General features: G+C 69.0%; 15 protein-coding genes. 10 read left to right on the top strand and 5 right to left on the bottom strand.

The window, feature by feature from the left end; translation table 11 throughout:
- Positions 1 to 56: 56 nt before the first annotated feature.
- Genes HWX07_RS16245 through HWX07_RS16230 form a run of 4 tightly spaced genes read left to right on the top strand, consistent with a single transcriptional unit; the run spans position 57 to position 2,924 of the window.
- A complete protein-coding gene (locus tag HWX07_RS16245; protein WP_175876916.1) occupies positions 57 to 434 on the top strand; it encodes a hypothetical protein in 378 nt (125 codons plus the stop codon).
- An 8-nt stretch (positions 435 to 442) separates the two neighbouring features.
- Positions 443 to 964, top strand: coding sequence for a nuclear transport factor 2 family protein (locus HWX07_RS16240; protein ID WP_175876915.1), 522 nt, complete (start codon positions 443 to 445; stop codon positions 962 to 964).
- 32 nt (positions 965 to 996) lie between these two features.
- Positions 997 to 2,121: an amidase gene (locus tag HWX07_RS16235; RefSeq protein WP_175876914.1), complete on the top strand. Its 1,125-nt coding sequence runs from the start codon at positions 997 to 999 to the stop codon at positions 2,119 to 2,121.
- A gap of 59 nt (positions 2,122 to 2,180) precedes the next feature.
- Positions 2,181 to 2,924, top strand: a complete 744-nt coding sequence (locus HWX07_RS16230; RefSeq protein ID WP_027812267.1) for an SDR family oxidoreductase — start codon at positions 2,181 to 2,183, stop codon at positions 2,922 to 2,924.
- 135 nt (positions 2,925 to 3,059) lie between these two features.
- Here HWX07_RS16230 and HWX07_RS16225 read toward each other — a convergent pair whose 3' ends face one another.
- On the bottom strand, positions 3,060 to 3,692 hold the full coding sequence (locus HWX07_RS16225) for a response regulator (protein WP_006479687.1): 633 nt from the start codon (positions 3,690 to 3,692) through the stop codon (positions 3,060 to 3,062).
- Positions 3,693 to 4,043: 351 nt separating this feature from the next.
- Here HWX07_RS16225 and hpaC point away from each other — a divergent pair, with 351 nt between their 5' ends.
- A complete protein-coding gene (gene hpaC / locus HWX07_RS16220) occupies positions 4,044 to 4,589 on the top strand; it encodes a 4-hydroxyphenylacetate 3-monooxygenase, reductase component (RefSeq protein WP_006479688.1) in 546 nt (181 codons plus the stop codon).
- A 42-nt stretch (positions 4,590 to 4,631) separates the two neighbouring features.
- Here the strand turns inward: hpaC and HWX07_RS16215 are convergent, their stop codons facing one another.
- Both HWX07_RS16215 and HWX07_RS16210 read right to left on the bottom strand, forming a co-directional pair.
- Positions 4,632 to 5,882, bottom strand: a complete 1,251-nt coding sequence (locus tag HWX07_RS16215) for a YbfB/YjiJ family MFS transporter (protein ID WP_175876913.1) — start codon at positions 5,880 to 5,882, stop codon at positions 4,632 to 4,634.
- A gap of 186 nt (positions 5,883 to 6,068) precedes the next feature.
- The gene (locus tag HWX07_RS16210; RefSeq protein ID WP_175876912.1) at positions 6,069 to 6,614 is read right to left on the bottom strand and encodes an alpha/beta hydrolase; all 546 of its coding nucleotides are present in this window, start codon (positions 6,612 to 6,614) and stop codon (positions 6,069 to 6,071) included.
- A gap of 115 nt (positions 6,615 to 6,729) precedes the next feature.
- Here HWX07_RS16210 and HWX07_RS16205 point away from each other — a divergent pair, with 115 nt between their 5' ends.
- The 3 genes from HWX07_RS16205 to HWX07_RS16200 all read left to right on the top strand — a co-directional run bounded on the left by HWX07_RS16205 (position 6,730) and on the right by HWX07_RS16200 (position 8,724).
- Positions 6,730 to 7,185 carry an Lrp/AsnC family transcriptional regulator gene (locus tag HWX07_RS16205; RefSeq protein WP_124701649.1) on the top strand — a complete coding sequence of 152 codons (456 nt, stop codon included), beginning with the start codon at positions 6,730 to 6,732 and terminating at the stop codon, positions 7,183 to 7,185.
- Between the two features lie 404 nt (positions 7,186 to 7,589).
- Positions 7,590 to 7,712 (top strand): hypothetical protein, encoded by a 123-nt coding sequence (locus HWX07_RS37180; protein WP_006479692.1) that lies wholly within the window; start codon positions 7,590 to 7,592, stop codon positions 7,710 to 7,712.
- Between the two features lie 58 nt (positions 7,713 to 7,770).
- Entirely contained in the window at positions 7,771 to 8,724 is a 954-nt protein-coding gene (locus tag HWX07_RS16200) for a leucyl aminopeptidase (RefSeq protein ID WP_175808249.1), read from the top strand.
- Between the two features lie 17 nt (positions 8,725 to 8,741).
- Here the strand turns inward: HWX07_RS16200 and HWX07_RS16195 are convergent, their stop codons facing one another.
- Together HWX07_RS16195 and HWX07_RS16190 are read right to left on the bottom strand one after the other, a co-directional pair.
- Positions 8,742 to 9,251 (bottom strand): N-acetyltransferase, encoded by a 510-nt coding sequence (locus HWX07_RS16195; protein ID WP_053526629.1) that lies wholly within the window; start codon positions 9,249 to 9,251, stop codon positions 8,742 to 8,744.
- 64 nt (positions 9,252 to 9,315) lie between these two features.
- Entirely contained in the window at positions 9,316 to 10,347 is a 1,032-nt protein-coding gene (locus HWX07_RS16190) for an AraC family transcriptional regulator (protein WP_175808248.1), read from the bottom strand.
- Positions 10,348 to 10,637: 290 nt separating this feature from the next.
- On the opposite strand from HWX07_RS16190, the gene HWX07_RS16185 reads away from it, so the two are divergent.
- Together HWX07_RS16185 and HWX07_RS16180 are read left to right on the top strand one after the other, a co-directional pair.
- On the top strand, positions 10,638 to 12,356 hold the full coding sequence (locus tag HWX07_RS16185) for a choline dehydrogenase (protein WP_175876911.1): 1,719 nt from the start codon (positions 10,638 to 10,640) through the stop codon (positions 12,354 to 12,356).
- The gene (locus tag HWX07_RS16180; RefSeq protein ID WP_175876910.1) at positions 12,343 to 14,793 is read left to right on the top strand and encodes an alpha/beta hydrolase fold domain-containing protein; all 2,451 of its coding nucleotides are present in this window, start codon (positions 12,343 to 12,345) and stop codon (positions 14,791 to 14,793) included. The genes HWX07_RS16185 and HWX07_RS16180 overlap by 14 nt, the downstream gene beginning before the upstream one ends.
- The last annotated feature ends 142 nt before the right edge of the window (positions 14,794 to 14,935 follow it).

The following is a 14,935-nucleotide window of genomic DNA, read 5'->3' as shown; positions in this document are numbered from 1 at the left end:
GACGGAGCATCGCCGGCCGGTTCATGCGCCCGACCGATTCCTCTGGAGAACCCGATATGTCCGATTCGAATCCGCTGCCGCTGCGCGTCCTGTTCTGCTGCGGCGTGTCGCAGAATTTCTTCGACCTGCCGCGCGGGCAGATCGGCGAAGTGTGGCAGGCGTACGGCGCGATGCTCGCGGCCGTCGAGGCGATGCCCGGCGTGCGCGTGCTCGGCGTGATGGACGACGACCGCCTCGTGGTCGGGCAGGCCGACGGCGCGCCGTGGACCTTCTACATCATGGCCGACGTCGCCGATTTCGACACGACGGTCGCCGTGTGCAACCTGTATCGCACGACGCCCGTCGGCGAATACAACCTGTGGCGCTACGGCAAGATCGAGGCGCGCGTGGGTCGCGCGCTGACCGTGCCGCCGGCCGCGAAGCCCGCGGCGTGAGGCGCGCGATGACCGATCTGTCACCCGCCGCGATCGACGCGCTCGTGCAGCGCGTCGCGGCGCTCGACGCCGAGCGCGCGGTGCGCGCGACGATCACGCGCTACATGGCGCTGTGCGACGTACCCGAAGAGGCGGGCGACGGCCCGTCGCTCGCCGCACTGTTTACGCCCGACGCCGTATGGGAAGGCATCGGCCCGCAGTACGCGCACAAGTTCGGCCGCCTCGAAGGCACCGCCGCGATCATCGCGATGCTCGCCCGCTACCTGCCGCCCGATCCGCATTTCTCGGCGAACCTGCACTTCCTCACGTCGGAGTCGATCGAGATCGCCTCCGATCTTGCAAGTGCGCGAGGCCGCTGGATCATGCTGCAGGCGTCGCGCTACGCGCACGGCGCGGCCGAACTGATCGCCGCGCGGCTCACGATCGACTTCGCGCCGGCCGCCGACGGCGCCGCGTGGCTGATCCGCCATTTCCGCACCGAACGCGTGCTCGACGGCCCGTGGCCGCTCGCCGCCGCGCCACGGTCCTGAACCCTTCCACCGTATTCGCACGCCATCGCACCATGACAGGCTTCATCGATACCTTCACGCTAGGCGGCCCCGGCCCGACGATCGCGATCAAGGACACGATCGACATCGCCGGCCATCCGACCCGCGCGGCGAGCCGCGCGCTCGCCGATGCGCCGCCCGCCGAACACCACGCGGACGTGGTCCGCCTGCTGCTCGACGCCGGCTGGCAGATCGCCGGCAAGGCGAACATGCACGAGCTCGCGTTCGGGATGACCGGCATCAACGACTACACGGGCACGCCCGTCAATCCGCAAGATGCCGCGCGCATTCCCGGCGGCTCGTCGAGCGGCTCCGCATCGCTCGTCGGGCTCGGCGCCGTCGACGCGGCGCTCGGCACCGATACCGGCGGCTCGATTCGCGGGCCGGCCGCGTGCTGCGGCGTGGCCGGGCTGAAGCCGACGTTCGGCCGCGTGTCGCGGCGCGGCGTCGCGCCCGCGGAAACCACGCTCGATTGCGTCGGGCCGTTCGCCCGCGAAATCCGCACGCTCGTCGCGGTGATGGCCGCGATCGCGCCGGGCTTCGACCGTGCGCGGGCGGCGGCTTCCGCGGCCGGCTGCACGGTTGCGCAACTCACCGTCGAAGCCGATCCGGCGATCGCCGCCGCGCTCGATGCGGCCGTTCGCGCATCGGGGCTGCGTTCGCACGATGTCGTGCTCGATGACATGCCCGCCGCGTTCGCCGCGGGGCTCTCGGTCATCAACGCGGAAACGTCGCGCGCATTCGGTCATCTGGTCGCAACGGGCCGGCTCGGCGCCGATCTCGATGCGCGACTGCGCATGGCCGCGACGACGACACCGGCCGCGCTTGCGGAAGCCGAAGCCGTGCGCGCACGCTTCACCGCGCAGGTCGATGCCGCGCTCGAACACGCGGACGTGCTGGTGCTGCCGACCCTGCCCGTGTTGCCGATCACGCTGCAGCAGGCACGCGACGGCGTATCGGTGATCGCGATGTCGTCGCTGATCCGGCCGTTCAACCTGAGCGGCCATCCGGCGCTCAGCCTGCCGTTGCCGCTCGCCGGTTCGCCGTTGAAGGCCGGCTTGCAGGTCGTCGGACGCAAGGGCGCGGACGAACAGGTCTGCGCGATCGCGGCACACTTCGAAGCGGCACTCGCCGCATGAACCACGATGCGGGCGCCGCCGCCACCGGCGTGCGCCCGCGAACCACGGAATTCCAGACCATGTCAGATCGAGTCGTCCTCGTCACCGGCGCCGCGCGCGGGCTCGGCGCCGTCATCGCCGAACGCTTCCATGCGGCCGGCTATCGCGTCGCGCTGGCCGACATCGCCGCCGACGCGATTCACGCGCATGCGCGCGACCTCGACCCGAGCGGCGAACGCGCGCTCGCGCTGCCGCTCGACGTCACGTCGAAACGCGATTTCGAAGCGGCGCGCGATGCACTCGTCGCGCGCTGGGGCACGATCGACGTGCTCGTCAACAACGCGGGCGCCTCGAAGGTCGTGCCGGCGATGGAGATCACGGCCGAGCAGTTCGACCAGGTGATCGACGTGAACCTGCGCAGCGTGCTGTTCGGCTGCCAGGTGTTCGGCCAGTACTTCGCGCAGCGCGGCGCGGGCCGCATCGTCAACATCGCGTCGCTCGCCGGGCAAAACGGCGGCTCGGCGACGGGTGCGCACTACGCGGCCGCGAAAGGCGGCACGCTGACGCTGACCAAGGTGTTCGCCCGCGATCTCGCCGCCCAGGGCGTGACCGTCAACGCGATCTCGCCGGGCCCGCTCGATCTGCCGATCGTGTACGAAAGCGTCGCGCCCGAAAAACTGCGTCAGGTGCTCGCGAGCCTGCCGGGCGGCAAGCTCGGGTCGGCAGGCTTCGTCGCAGATGCGGCCGTGCTGCTTGCGTCGGGCGATGCGCATTTCGCGAACGGCGCATGCTGGGACATCAACGGCGGGTTGTACATGCGTTGAGCGGCGCCACGCATCGAGCGTGTGGTGCCGTGCGCAATACGTGTGGCGTTAGGGTGCGCGTGGCGCGTCCCTGGCCTGCTTCGGATGCTTCGCGTGGCGTGCATGCGCAAGCCCGTCCGCATGCAGCCCCGACCGCTAGCGCGACGACTCCCCGTCGTCGCCCCACACGACCATCACGTCGCGCACCAGCGCGGCGATAGACGTCGCGCCGAGCTTCTCCTTGATGCTCGCGCGATGCACGTCGACGGTCTTCACGCTGATCGACAGATCGGATGCGATCTGCTTGCTGCCCTTGCCGTCCACGACGCCGCGCAACACTTCCTTCTCGCGTGCGGTCAGCGCGTCGAGCCGCTGGCGCAGCTCGCGGTGACGCTGGCTCACCGCGTGCCGCTGCTGCGCGAGCCGCAGCGCGCGCTGCACACGCTCGAGCATCTGCTGCGAGTTGTACGGTTTCTCGACGAAATCGATCGCGCCGTTCTGCAGCGCGCGCACCGACATCGGAATGTCGCCGTGCCCGCTGACGAAGATCACCGGCAGCGTCGCGCCGCGCGCATTCAGTTCGGCCTGCACGTCGAAGCCGCTTTTCTCCGGCATCCGCACGTCGAGCACGAGGCACGCGGGCAGGTTCACGTCGAAACGCGCGAGAAAGTCGGCGGCGTTCGCGAACCCTTCGGACGCGATGCCGACCGATTCGAGCAACCACGCGAGCGACGTCCGCATGCCGCTGTCGTCGTCGACGATGTATACGATCGGTGCGGGTGACGTCATCGCGGAGGTCTCGCTGAATATCGGTATCGGAATCGCACGCGCCGCGCGCAACGCCGGTGGCGGCGTGTCGCGAGCGTCGTTCGCTGGGGGTGCGCCACATCATAACGAGCCGAAAACCCGCTGCAAACCCCTGCACGTGCCGCACGAACGCGCAATCGCGTTTTTTTTCGCGCGCGATGCAGCACATCTAGGTAGAACCTTTAGACGCGTCGGCAGGAACGCCATCCCGATCGCCAATCGTGCGAATGGTCGGCCGCATTTTCGCGACGTACGCTTGGGTCATCGTCGGCGATCCGGCGCTGCCGTTGCAGCGCTGCGCGGTTCGCCGCTTTCGTCCAATCAGGAGCGCCCATGTCTTCCACGACCGATATCCAGCGACCGGCGCGCGTCGAACCGACCGACGCGCAGAAGGCCTTCCGTCAAGCGATGGCCCACCTCGGCGCGGCCGTCAACGTGATCACCACCGCGGGGCCGCACGGCCGCTGCGGGATCACCGCGAGCGCCGTGTGCTCGGTCACCGACGCGCCGCCGACGCTGCTCGTATGCCTGAACCGGTCGAGCGCGATGCATGCGACCTTCGAGCGCAACCGTCAGGTCTGCATCAACGTGCTGCCCGCCGAGCACGAGCTGCTCGCGCGACACTTCGCAGGACTCACCGACCTGCCGATGGAACAGCGCTTCGAACTGCCCGTGTGGGATCGCGGCGAACAGGACGTGCCGGTGCTGCGCGATGCGCTCGCGAGCCTGCAGGGCACGATCGCCGAGATGAAGGAAGTCGGCTCGCATTCGGTGATGTTCATCGAGGCGACGTCGATTCGCGTGCGCGACGACGGCGACAGCCTGATCTACTTCAGCCGCGCGTTTCATCGCGTGTCGCGCACCGCGTGCGTGCGGTAACGATGCCGGCGTGCCGCCGCGCCGGGTGCGAGCCCGTGCCGGCTATGCGGACGCCCGCAGCGCGCGCTGCCCGGCCGCAAGCGCCGCGCCCGCGAACAGCGTCAGCGCCGAATATACGAGCCCGCGCGCGAGCCCCGCGCTGTCGGACACCCAGCCGATCGCGACCGGACCCGCGATCTGCCCGAAGGCGAAGACCGTCGTGAATGCGCTGATGCCTTTCGCCCAGCCGTCGGGCGGCAGGTTGTGCCGCACGAAGGCGGTCGTGGACGCAACCGCCGACAGGAATGTCGCGCCGAACAGCAAGCCCGACGCGAACGCGGCAGCCGGATGCACGAACAGCGCGGGCATCAGCGTCGCGACGCCGAGCAGCGCGTTGAGCACGGCGAGCGCCTGGCCGCCGCGCATCCGGTCGAGCAGCCCCGACCACAACCGCGCCGACACGACGGTCGCGACGCCGAGCATCACGTAGAACGCGGCGACCACCGTACCGCTCATCCCCGCGCCGCGCAGCAGCGCGACGATGAACGTCATGTAGCCGATATAGCCGACGCCGAACAGGCCGTAGCCGGCCAGCGCGAGTGCGAAGCGGGCGGGGCTCGCGGTCGCGGCCGGTTTCGCGCCGTCGGCCTGCGTGGCCGGTGCCGCATGAGCATGCTCGATGCGGCGCGCAGCCGACACGGCCACCGCCGAGAACAGCACGCACGCCACCGCGAGTGCGAACCATGCCGGCTGCCAGCCGTGTACACGGTGCACGAGCGTCGCCGGCACGAGCAGCGACGCCGCGACGATGCCCCATCCTGTGCCCCCGTAATAGAGGCCGAGCAACAGCCCTGCGTCGCGCGGCGACGCGGATGCGAGCCGCGCGGCCAGCACGCCGCCGCTGATGAAGATCAACGCGCTGCCGACACCCGTCGCGAGCCGCTGCGCGAGCAGCGCGTGCATGTCCGACGTGAGTCCGCCCGCGGCCATCAGCACGGCGGTCAGTACACAGCCGGCCGCGAGCAGCGTGCCCGCGCGCCAGCGCCGCGACAGCAGCGGGAATGCGAGCGCGCCGATCAGGTAACCGGCCGCGTTCGCCGTGTTCAGCGCGCCGGCCTGCGCGAACGTCCAGCCGAGATCGGCCTTCATCGGCGGCAGCAGCAGCGCATATGAAAAACGCGCGAGGCCGAGCGCGATCGCGCTGCCGAGCGACAGGCATATCGCGAGCCGCCACGCGGCCATGCGGCCGGGATCGGTCGCGCCGGCGTCCGGCCGCGAGCGGCCGTCACGCTCCGGTTGCGGCACTGCACGCATCGGGGTGTCTCCTTCGTTGTTCGATTCCGGGGCGTTCGCCGCCGTCGGTCGATCATACTGGAGGCGCCGTGAAACCGGCGCGCGACGGCGGCAAAAACCCGATGGCCGTCGCGCCCGGGTCCCGCTCCACGGCGCGACGCGCGCGACGGCCGGGAAACGCGGAATACCCGCCGGCGCCGGCACGCACTACCGCCCGAGTCCGGCCGCAAACGCCGCAAGCAGCGCGCGCCCTTCGGGCCATCCGCCCAACCCGGACGCCGCGTTCAGATGGCCGCGCGCGCCAAGCAGAAGCGGCGTCGCGCCCTGTTCCGTGGCCCATTCGAGCGCTCGCCCCGACGGATCGTACGGATCGTCCGCGCTCGCGATCGCCAGCACCGGCACGCGCCCGAACCGACCGCCCGGCAGGTTCGCGAACGCGGCGGCGGCAACCGGAAAGCGCGGCCCTGCCGGGTCGGGCACGGCCACGAGAAACGCGCCGCGCACCGCGCGCGCCGACCCGGCATGCCAATGCGCGAACAACAGGCAGCCCAGCGAATGACAAATCACGAGCGGGGGCGCCCCGGCGTTCGCGACGGCCGCGTCCAGCGCCGCCGTCCAGTCGGCGAGGTCGGGCGCCTCCCACGAAGCCGGCGCGATGCGCGCGGCGCCGGGAAACGCCGTCTCCCACTGACTCTGCCAATGATCCGGTCCCGAATTGCCGATACCCGGCACGATCACGATCGCCTGATCCATCACGCCCTCCGTCAACTGAAACCCGGAGTGTGACCCCGCGCCGGTCGGCATGGAATGACAAGTCATCGGTTATTGAGACAAAATGCCGATGAATCAACGGTACCGGAGGGCCGCCATGCCGGACGAAGCACTGGATCGCCTGGATCTTGCGATCCTCGAAGCGCTGCAGGAGAACGCGCGGACGCCGCTGTCGGAAGTCGGCAGACGCATCGGGCTGTCGCAGCCCGCCACCTCGGAGCGCGTCAAGCGGCTGGAAGAACGCGGCATCATCGCCGGCTACGGCGCACGCATCGATCCGGCGGCGCTCGGGTTGGGCATGATGGCCATCATCCGGCTGAAAACGACTCACGAGCACATCAAGCCGGCGCTGCGCGCGTTCGCCGAGATGCCGCATGTCATCGAAGTCCACCGCATGACCGGCGAGGACTGCTTTCTGCTGAAGGTGCTGGTGCCGACACCGGGCCAGCTTGAAACGCTCATCGACGCGATTGCCCGCTTCGGCGCGGTCACGACTTCGCTGGTGCTGCGCTCCGAACCGACCAAGGCGATCGGAAAGGCGTTGCTTGGATGACGTGCGGATACGGACCGATTCCGTGACACGTGGAATCAAGCGGACCGGTTCGAGCACCAGGCGATCGCGCACGCGTTTTCGTGAATGACATAAAACGCAGCAATCGAGGCAATTGAATTCAAATTAAAAATAACCGAATTCATTTCGGCTGTCCGGATTCATTCCGATAGAAAATGATGCGCGATATGTCGCTCGCTTTATCCCTATTTTTCAATATTTGAATCGCGAATGCCTCGTGTTTAGCACGTCCTGGCTAAAAACACCGCAACGCATTGCATTCGAAAATTCGTCAGACTAATATCGACGCCACTCGTCCGGCATTCACGAAATATCGAACGAGGAGCGGTCATGTTTTTACCGCGCTTCCATGTTGAATCACTCATGTTCACCACAGGAGAATTGACATGCAGGAAACCCAGCAGATCGAATTGCTTGACTGGATGCAGGAAGACACGCACCCCGAGGCCGTCGACATGATGGTCGAGGACGCCGTGGTGCCGTTCGGCACCGCGCTCTGGCCGGTCTGAGCGGGCCACCCGTTCTCGCGGAAGGGCCGCGGCCCTTCCGCCGCTTCCGGAGATACGCATGCTGAACCTGCACCGCGCGCTCGGCTTTCATCCCGCGTTGCGCGACAAGCTGGCCCGCGGCGAATCGGGAAAACTGCTGGTCGGGCATGACACCCGCAACCGCGACATCGCGTTGCGCGCCTTTTCCGCCCTGCCCGATTCGCTCGACGCGACCACCCTCTGCCTCGAAAGCACCCCGCCCGCCGACATCGCCGCCGCGCTCGACGACGCCGACCTGTTCGTGCTGCTGTACGACTCGTCGTGCCTGCCGACGCCATCGCCGAGCGGGCCGCCGTTCCTCGCCGCGATCCGTCCCGCGATCGTCGAACACTGGAGCAAATCGGTTCTATTCAAGGATTACGGCCCGCACCTCGACGAGGCGTTCGCCGAATCGCTCGACGACATCGCCGCACGCAACGGCCGGCTGATCGAAGCCGCCGCACGCGCGTCGCAGATCCGCTTCATCGACGAAGCCGGCAACACGCTGACGGGCTCGCTTGGGCCGGACCAGAAATGGACGAGCGTGGACGGCATGGGCAACCTCGACGTCGTGCCCGGCGAGATCGCGACGCACGTGACCGACCTCAACGGCTCGGTCGTGTTCAGCGGCACCTTTCTCGGCACCGTGCCGTTCGCGATCAAGTACAAGGTGGCCGAGCGGCTCGCGACGCTGCATGTCGAGCAGAGCACGATCGTCGATTTCGACACTGACGACGCGGGCTTCCGGCGCGATTTCTCGACCTATCTCGACCGGCACGCGAATCACCGGCGGATCGAGGAATTCGGCATCGGCACGAACCTCGGCATACGCGGCCTGTACGGCCGCAACGCGGGGTTCGAGGAACGTCACCCTGGGCTGCATCTCGGGCTCGGCGGCGGCGAAAACGGCAGCCACCATCTCGACCTGATCTTCGCGCGCGGCACGCTCGCGCTCGACGACCGGATCGTGTTCGACGGCGCGTTCGCCGTCTGACGCTGCGAGCAGGTTACTCAGGCTTCGGCGGCCGCCGCGTCGCCGAGCCACTTGAACATCACGAAACAGTCGACGAAGCCGAGCCGCGCGTGACGGTATGCGCGCGGCAGCCGGCCGACGATCTCGAATCCCAGCTTCTGCCACAGCGCGACCGCGACCTCGTTCGTCGCGACCACCGAATTGAACTGCATCGCGAGGAAACCGCGCTCGCGCGCCACCTGCTGCGAGTGCTCGCACATCAGGCGTGCGACGCCGCGGCCGCGCGCGGCCTCGCTCACCATGTAGCCGCAGTTGCTCACATGCTTGCCGGGCCCGGCCGCGTTCGCCTTCAGGAAATACGAGCCGAGCACCACGCCGTCCTCCTCCGCGATCCACGTGCAGAGCGGCGCATCGAGCCACAGTGCGCGTGCCGCTTCCTGGGTCGGCTCGGGATCGAATGCATAGGTTTCCTGAGCAGCGACGATGGCGCGGTAGGTCGGCCAGAAACGCGCGAAATCGTCGTCGGTCATCGGGCGGATCGTGATCATGCGGGGTCTCTCGTGAGTGGGATGTCGACAGGCAGGACAGGCAAGCGAGCGATCGTACCGCGATTCATCGACGGTCGCCTGCTCGCCGCGCCGCGCTGCGATACGCGCCCGGCGGCACGCCGTACCAGCGCTTGAAGGCCTGCGAGAAACTGGACAGATCGCTGAAGCCGAGCCGCTCGGCCACGTCCGCGAGCGACAGCCGCGCATCGCCGAGCAGCGTCTCGGCCATCGCGCCGCGCGTCTGCGCGAGCAGCGCGCGAAACGTCGTGCCTTCCTCCTGCAATCGCCGCTTGAGCGTGCGCGGGCTGGTGTTCATCAGCCGCGCCATGTCGTCGAGCGAGAACGGCGCGCTGCCCGGTGTCGCGTTCAGGTACTGGCGCACCATCTCCGACGTGCCCACGCGTGCACGCCGCGCTTCGACGAGTTGCCCGCACATCTGCTCGCACATCGACACCGTCAGCGGATTCGCATGCGGCAGCGGCCGGTCGAGGAACGCACGGTCGAACGCGAGGCTGTTCGTCCGCGCGGAGAACGTCGGCTCGATGCCGGCGATGCGCGGCGCCGCGAGCGCCGGCGAACGCGCGGCCTGCAGCGTGAAGCGCGACAACGCGAAATCGCCGCTGGCGATTTCGTGCAGCAGCACGGCCGCGGCCGTCATGTCGCGCTCGACGAGGAACCGGCTCAGGTCGGCGTCGAGTTCCGGCGCGCCGAAGTTGAGCACGCCGGTATCCGCGGCCTCGCGGTACGTGATGACGGTGTACGCATACGTGAGCGGCAAAAAACGCATCGCGAGCGCGAGCGCATCGCGCCCGGTCGCACTCGCGATCAGCCCGTAGCCCCACACGCCGTACGCGGAGAAGTGGTAACGCCGGCCGACCTCGAACCCGAGGCCCTGTGCCCGGCCGAGCGCGCGCAGCAGGTTGCCGGTCAGCCGCAGTTCCTGCGCGGCCGTCACCTCGACTTTCGGGTCGTCGAGCTGCGCGCTCGCGAGGCCCGTGCCGGCCAGCAGCGTGGCATGCGGCACACCGCGTTCGTCGCCGAAATCGACCAGCAACCGGGCGCTGGCCGGACTCCGGGTGAAATCCCAGAAGCTCATGCGGAGAAACCCTCGAAGCGCCGATTTGGCCCAAATACTAAAACAATTGTCCCCAAGCAGCATTGGTGTTTTCCCATGCGGCCCGCACCATCGGCGTCATCCAGTCGTCGCCCGAACGACGCCATCGCCCCAGGAGGAGACACCATGCGACCGAGTCGTCCGACCGATCCCGCCGCCCGCTTCGCCCGCTTCGCCCACTTCGCCCACTTCGCCCGCCGGCGCGCCGCCCGCGCCCGCATGCCGACACGCGTCGCGTGACCCACCGATTACCGAAGCAAGGAGACGATTCCATGAGCAAGACTTTCGACTACATCGTGGTCGGCGGCGGGTCGGGCGGTTGCGTCGTCGCGGGCCGGCTGACCGAGGACCCGGCCGTGACCGTCTGCGTGCTCGAGGCCGGCGGCCGCGGCGACAGCGCGGTCGTCAACGTGCCGACCGGCGCGGTCGCGATGATGCCGACCCGCCTGAACAACTGGGCGTTCGACACGGTGCCGCAGCCGGGGCTCGGCGGGCGCATCGGCTATCAGCCGCGCGGCAGGACGCTTGGCGGTTCGTCGGCGATCAACGCGATGGTCTATATCCGCGGTCATCGCGTCGACTACGACGGCTGGGCCGCGCTCGGCAACGAAGGCTGGGCGTACGACGACGTGCTGCCGTACTTCCGCCTGAGCGAGCACAACGAGCGCTTCGACGATGCCTGGCACGGCCGCGACGGCCCGCTGTGGGTCAGCGACCTGCGCACCGGCAACCCGTTTCATGCGCGCTATCTGGAAGCCGCGCAACAGGCCGGCCTGCCGCTCACCGACGATTTCAACGGCGCGCGGCAGGAAGGCATCGGGATCTACCAGGTCACGCAGAAGCACGGCGAACGATGGAGCGCGGCGCGCGCGTACCTGCTGCCGCACGTCGGCCGCCGCGACAACCTGACGGTCGAGACGCACGCGCAGGTGCTGCGCATCCTGTTCGACGGCACGCGCGCGACCGGCGTCGAGGTGCGGCAGCACGGCGAAATCCGCACGCTGCGCGCGCGGCGCGAAGTCGTGCTCGCGGCCGGCGCGCTGCAGACGCCGCAGTTGCTGATGCTGTCGGGCGTCGGCGCGGGGCGCGAACTCCAGCAGTTCGGCATCGCGGTACAAGCCGATCTGCCGGGCGTCGGCCGCAACCTGCAGGATCATCCGGATTTCATCTTCGGCTACCGCACGCGCAGCGTCGACACGATGGGCGTGTCCGTCCGCGGCGGGCTGCGCATGCTGCGCGAATTCGCCCGCTTTCGCCGCGAACGGCGCGGGATGCTGACGTCGAATTTCGCGGAAGGCGGCGGTTTCCTCAAGACGCGCGCCGATCTCGCCGCACCGGACATCCAGCTGCATTTCGTCGTCGCGCTCGTCGACGACCATGCGCGCAAGCCGCATGCCGGCCATGGGCTGTCGTGCCACGTGTGCCTGTTGCGGCCGCGCAGCCGCGGCTCGGTCACGCTGAACAGCGCCGACCCGCTCGCGGCGCCGCGCATCGATCCCGCGTTCTTCGACGATCCGCGCGATCTCGACGACATGGTCGCGGGCTTCCGCATGACACGTCGCCTGATGGAGGCGCCGGCGCTCGCCAGCTGGACCACGCGCGACCTGTTCACCGCGAACGTGACGACCGACGACGAGATTCGCGACGTGCTGCGACGGCGCGCCGACACCGTCTATCACCCGGTCGGCACCTGCCGGATGGGGCGCGACGCGCTCGCCGTCGTCGATCCGCAACTGCGCGTGCATGGCCTGCAAGGGCTGCGCATCGTCGATGCATCGGTGATGCCGACGCTCATCGGCGGCAACACCAACGCGCCGACGATCATGATCGCCGAGAAGGCCGTCGACCTGATGCGCGGCATATGCCGCGTGCCGGCGCAGCCGCATGCCGAAGCAACCGTCAGGATGACGACGGATCGTGACCCTACCCTTGCAACCCGCGCCGCGTACGCCGGCGACCAGCCCGAGGAAAACCGCCATGTTGTCACCTGATCCTTCCCGTTCCGCCGGCTCCCCCACGCCGCTTGCAGCGATCATCATCGGCGCCGGCTTCGCCGGCATCGGCATGGCAATTGCGCTGCAGCGCGCCGGCATTCGCGATTTCGTGATCGTCGAACGCTCGCACGACGTCGGCGGCGTGTGGCGCGACAACCGCTATCCGGGCGCCGCGTGCGACGTGCCTTCGCACCTGTACTCGTTCTCGTTCGAACCTAATCCCGCGTGGTCGCGCGTGTTCGCGCCGCAGCCCGAGATTCACGCGTACCTGCAGCACTGCGCGCGCAAGTACGGTCTCGCCCGCTATCTGCGCTTCGGCGCCGAAGTCGAACACGCACGCTACGACGAAGCCGGTGCGCTGTGGCACGTCACGCTGCGCGACGGCACGACGCTGAGCGCCGCGCTGCTCGTCAGCGGCACCGGCCAGTTGAGCCGCCCCGTCATGCCGAACCTGCCCGGCATCGACACGTTTCGCGGCCGTGCGTTCCACTCCGCGCACTGGGATCACGATTACGCACTCGCCGGCAAACGTGTGGCCGTGGTCGGCACCGGTGCATCGGCGATCCAGTTCGTTCCGGCGATCGCCGGTGACGTGCGGCGCCTGATCGTGTTCCAGCGCTCGCCGGCCTATGTGATGCCGCGCCCCGACCGCGCGTATCGCCCGTGGGAAAAGGCGCTGTTTCGCCGGCTGCCGGCGGCGATGAAACTGCATCGCGCATCGATCTACCTGCGCTACGAAGCGCGTGCGATCGCGTTCACGCGCCTGCACGGGTTGATGAAGGTCGCGGTCGGCCGGCCGTTTCGCAAGCTGCTCGCGCGCGACGTGCCGGACCCCGCGTTGCGCGCACGGCTCACGCCCGATTATCCGGTCGGCTGCAAGCGCATCCTGCTGTCGAGCGACTACCTCGCCGCGATGAGCCGCGACCATGTCGAACTCGTCACGCAGCCGATCCGGCGCGTGACCGAGGACGGGATCGAGACCGTCGACGGCGTGCATCATCCCGTCGATGCGATCGTCTACGGCACGGGGTTCGCGGCAACGGAATTCCTGTCGCCGATGCGCATCACGGGCCGCGGCGGCCTCGACCTGAACGACGCGTGGCGACGCGGCGCGCAGGCGTATCTCGGACTCACCGTGCCCGGCTTTCCGAACTTCTTCATGCTGTATGGCCCGAACACCAACCTCGGTCACAACTCGATCGTCTACATGCTCGAGAGCCAGATCGCGCACGTGGTGCGCTGCATACGGGCGATGCGTCGCGACGGCGCGCGCGAGATCGACGTCGACGCGCGCCGCTACCGGCGTTTCAACGTGCACGTGCAGCAGCGGCTCGAAGGATCGGTGTGGAGCAGTTGCAAGAGCTGGTACGTCGATGCATCGGGGCACAACAGCACGAACTGGCCGGGCTTCACGCTGACCTACCGGTGGATCACGCGCTTCACCGGCATGTCCGCGTACCGCTTGTCGCGGCCGCTGCCCGGGGCGGCCGCGCCGATGCACGGCACGGTGGTCGCGCCGCCCGCCGGCAGATTCGAAGCCTTCACGGCCGCTTCGTTGCGCGGGTTCCTGCGCGTCGCGTTCCGGCCGCTGATCGGGCCGCCGTTCGGCGCGCGCATGCAGCGCCGCGTCGTCGCGCTGCTGTCGCCGCTGATGCCCGGTGCGGGCGGCACGCTGCGCTACCGCACGTCGGCGCAGCATGTGCCGATCGAAGTGGTCGCGCCAAAACGCGGCGATACGGGTGGCGCGATCCTCTATCTGCACGGCGGCGCGTTTTGTCTCGGCGGGCCGCATACGCATCGCGGCGTGACGACGCGCCTCGCGAACGATGCGGGCCTGCCGGTGTGGGTGCCCGATTACCGGCTCGCGCCCGAGCATCCGAGCCCGGCCGCGCTCGACGACGCACTGGCCGCCTACGACGCGATGCGCACGCAGGGTTACGCGCCGCACCGGATCGTGATTGCCGGCGACTCGGCCGGCGGCGCGCTGGCGCTGGCGCTCGCCATCGCGCTGCGCGAGCGCGGCGAGCCGGCCGCCGCCGCACTGCTGCTGATCTCGCCCGTGACCGACCCCGCGCTCGGCGGCGCAACATTGGCCTCGCGCCGCCACGACGATCCGATGATCCGGCGCGGCTGGCTCGAACAGGGGCTGCGCTGGTATCACGGCACGGGCTCCGCCGCGGCGCGCGGGCCGCTCGACACCGATCTGCACGGCCTGCCGCCGATGCTGATCCAGGCCGGCGAACAGGAGGTACTGCTGTCCGATGCGCAGCGGCTGGCCGAGCACGCGCACGCGTGCGGTGTGCCGTGCCGGCTGGAGATTCACGCGGCGCGCTGGCATGTGTTTCATCTGCAGGCGTTTTACTTGCGCTCGGCGCGGGACGCGTTGCGGACGTTGGCGGGGTTTGCGTCGGAACGCGTCGCCACGACGGCATGACGGCATGACGGCATGACGATGAAACGATGACGCACGACGATCGGCGCGTGTCCGATCGTCGTGTCCGCTTGCAACGGAGCGCCGCCGGGGCGACAACCACCCAAGATCGCGACGGCCGTGCCGGCGAAGCAGTAATTCACAC

It is taken from the genome of Burkholderia sp. BCC0097, assembly GCF_902832985.1.
GTDB lineage: Bacteria > Pseudomonadota > Gammaproteobacteria > Burkholderiales > Burkholderiaceae > Burkholderia > Burkholderia orbicola.
The sequence above is the reverse complement of the archived record's forward strand: the minus strand, read 5'-3'. Positions and strand labels throughout refer to the sequence as shown.

Bases quoted from the DNA above. Each gene is read 5' to 3' on its own strand.
- HWX07_RS16245 (WP_175876916.1), top strand. From the start codon at position 57: ATGTCCGATTCGAATCCGCTGCCGCTGCGCGTCCTGTTCTGCTGCGGC.
- HWX07_RS16205 (WP_124701649.1), top strand. From the start codon at position 6,730: ATGCCGGACGAAGCACTGGATCGCCTGGATCTTGCGATCCTCGAAGCG.
- HWX07_RS16200 (WP_175808249.1), top strand. From the start codon at position 7,771: ATGCTGAACCTGCACCGCGCGCTCGGCTTTCATCCCGCGTTGCGCGAC.
- HWX07_RS16230 (WP_027812267.1), top strand. From the start codon at position 2,181: ATGTCAGATCGAGTCGTCCTCGTCACCGGCGCCGCGCGCGGGCTCGGC.
- HWX07_RS16210 (WP_175876912.1), bottom strand. From the start codon at position 6,614: ATGGATCAGGCGATCGTGATCGTGCCGGGTATCGGCAATTCGGGACCG.
- hpaC (WP_006479688.1), top strand. From the start codon at position 4,044: ATGTCTTCCACGACCGATATCCAGCGACCGGCGCGCGTCGAACCGACC.
- HWX07_RS16190 (WP_175808248.1), bottom strand. From the start codon at position 10,347: ATGAGCTTCTGGGATTTCACCCGGAGTCCGGCCAGCGCCCGGTTGCTG.
- HWX07_RS16215 (WP_175876913.1), bottom strand. From the start codon at position 5,882: ATGCGTGCAGTGCCGCAACCGGAGCGTGACGGCCGCTCGCGGCCGGAC.
- HWX07_RS16195 (WP_053526629.1), bottom strand. From the start codon at position 9,251: ATGATCACGATCCGCCCGATGACCGACGACGATTTCGCGCGTTTCTGG.
- HWX07_RS16240 (WP_175876915.1), top strand. From the start codon at position 443: ATGACCGATCTGTCACCCGCCGCGATCGACGCGCTCGTGCAGCGCGTC.
- HWX07_RS16225 (WP_006479687.1), bottom strand. From the start codon at position 3,692: ATGACGTCACCCGCACCGATCGTATACATCGTCGACGACGACAGCGGC.
- HWX07_RS16235 (WP_175876914.1), top strand. From the start codon at position 997: ATGACAGGCTTCATCGATACCTTCACGCTAGGCGGCCCCGGCCCGACG.
- HWX07_RS16180 (WP_175876910.1), top strand. From the start codon at position 12,343: ATGTTGTCACCTGATCCTTCCCGTTCCGCCGGCTCCCCCACGCCGCTT.
- HWX07_RS16185 (WP_175876911.1), top strand. From the start codon at position 10,638: ATGAGCAAGACTTTCGACTACATCGTGGTCGGCGGCGGGTCGGGCGGT.
- HWX07_RS37180 (WP_006479692.1), top strand. From the start codon at position 7,590: ATGCAGGAAACCCAGCAGATCGAATTGCTTGACTGGATGCAGGAAGAC.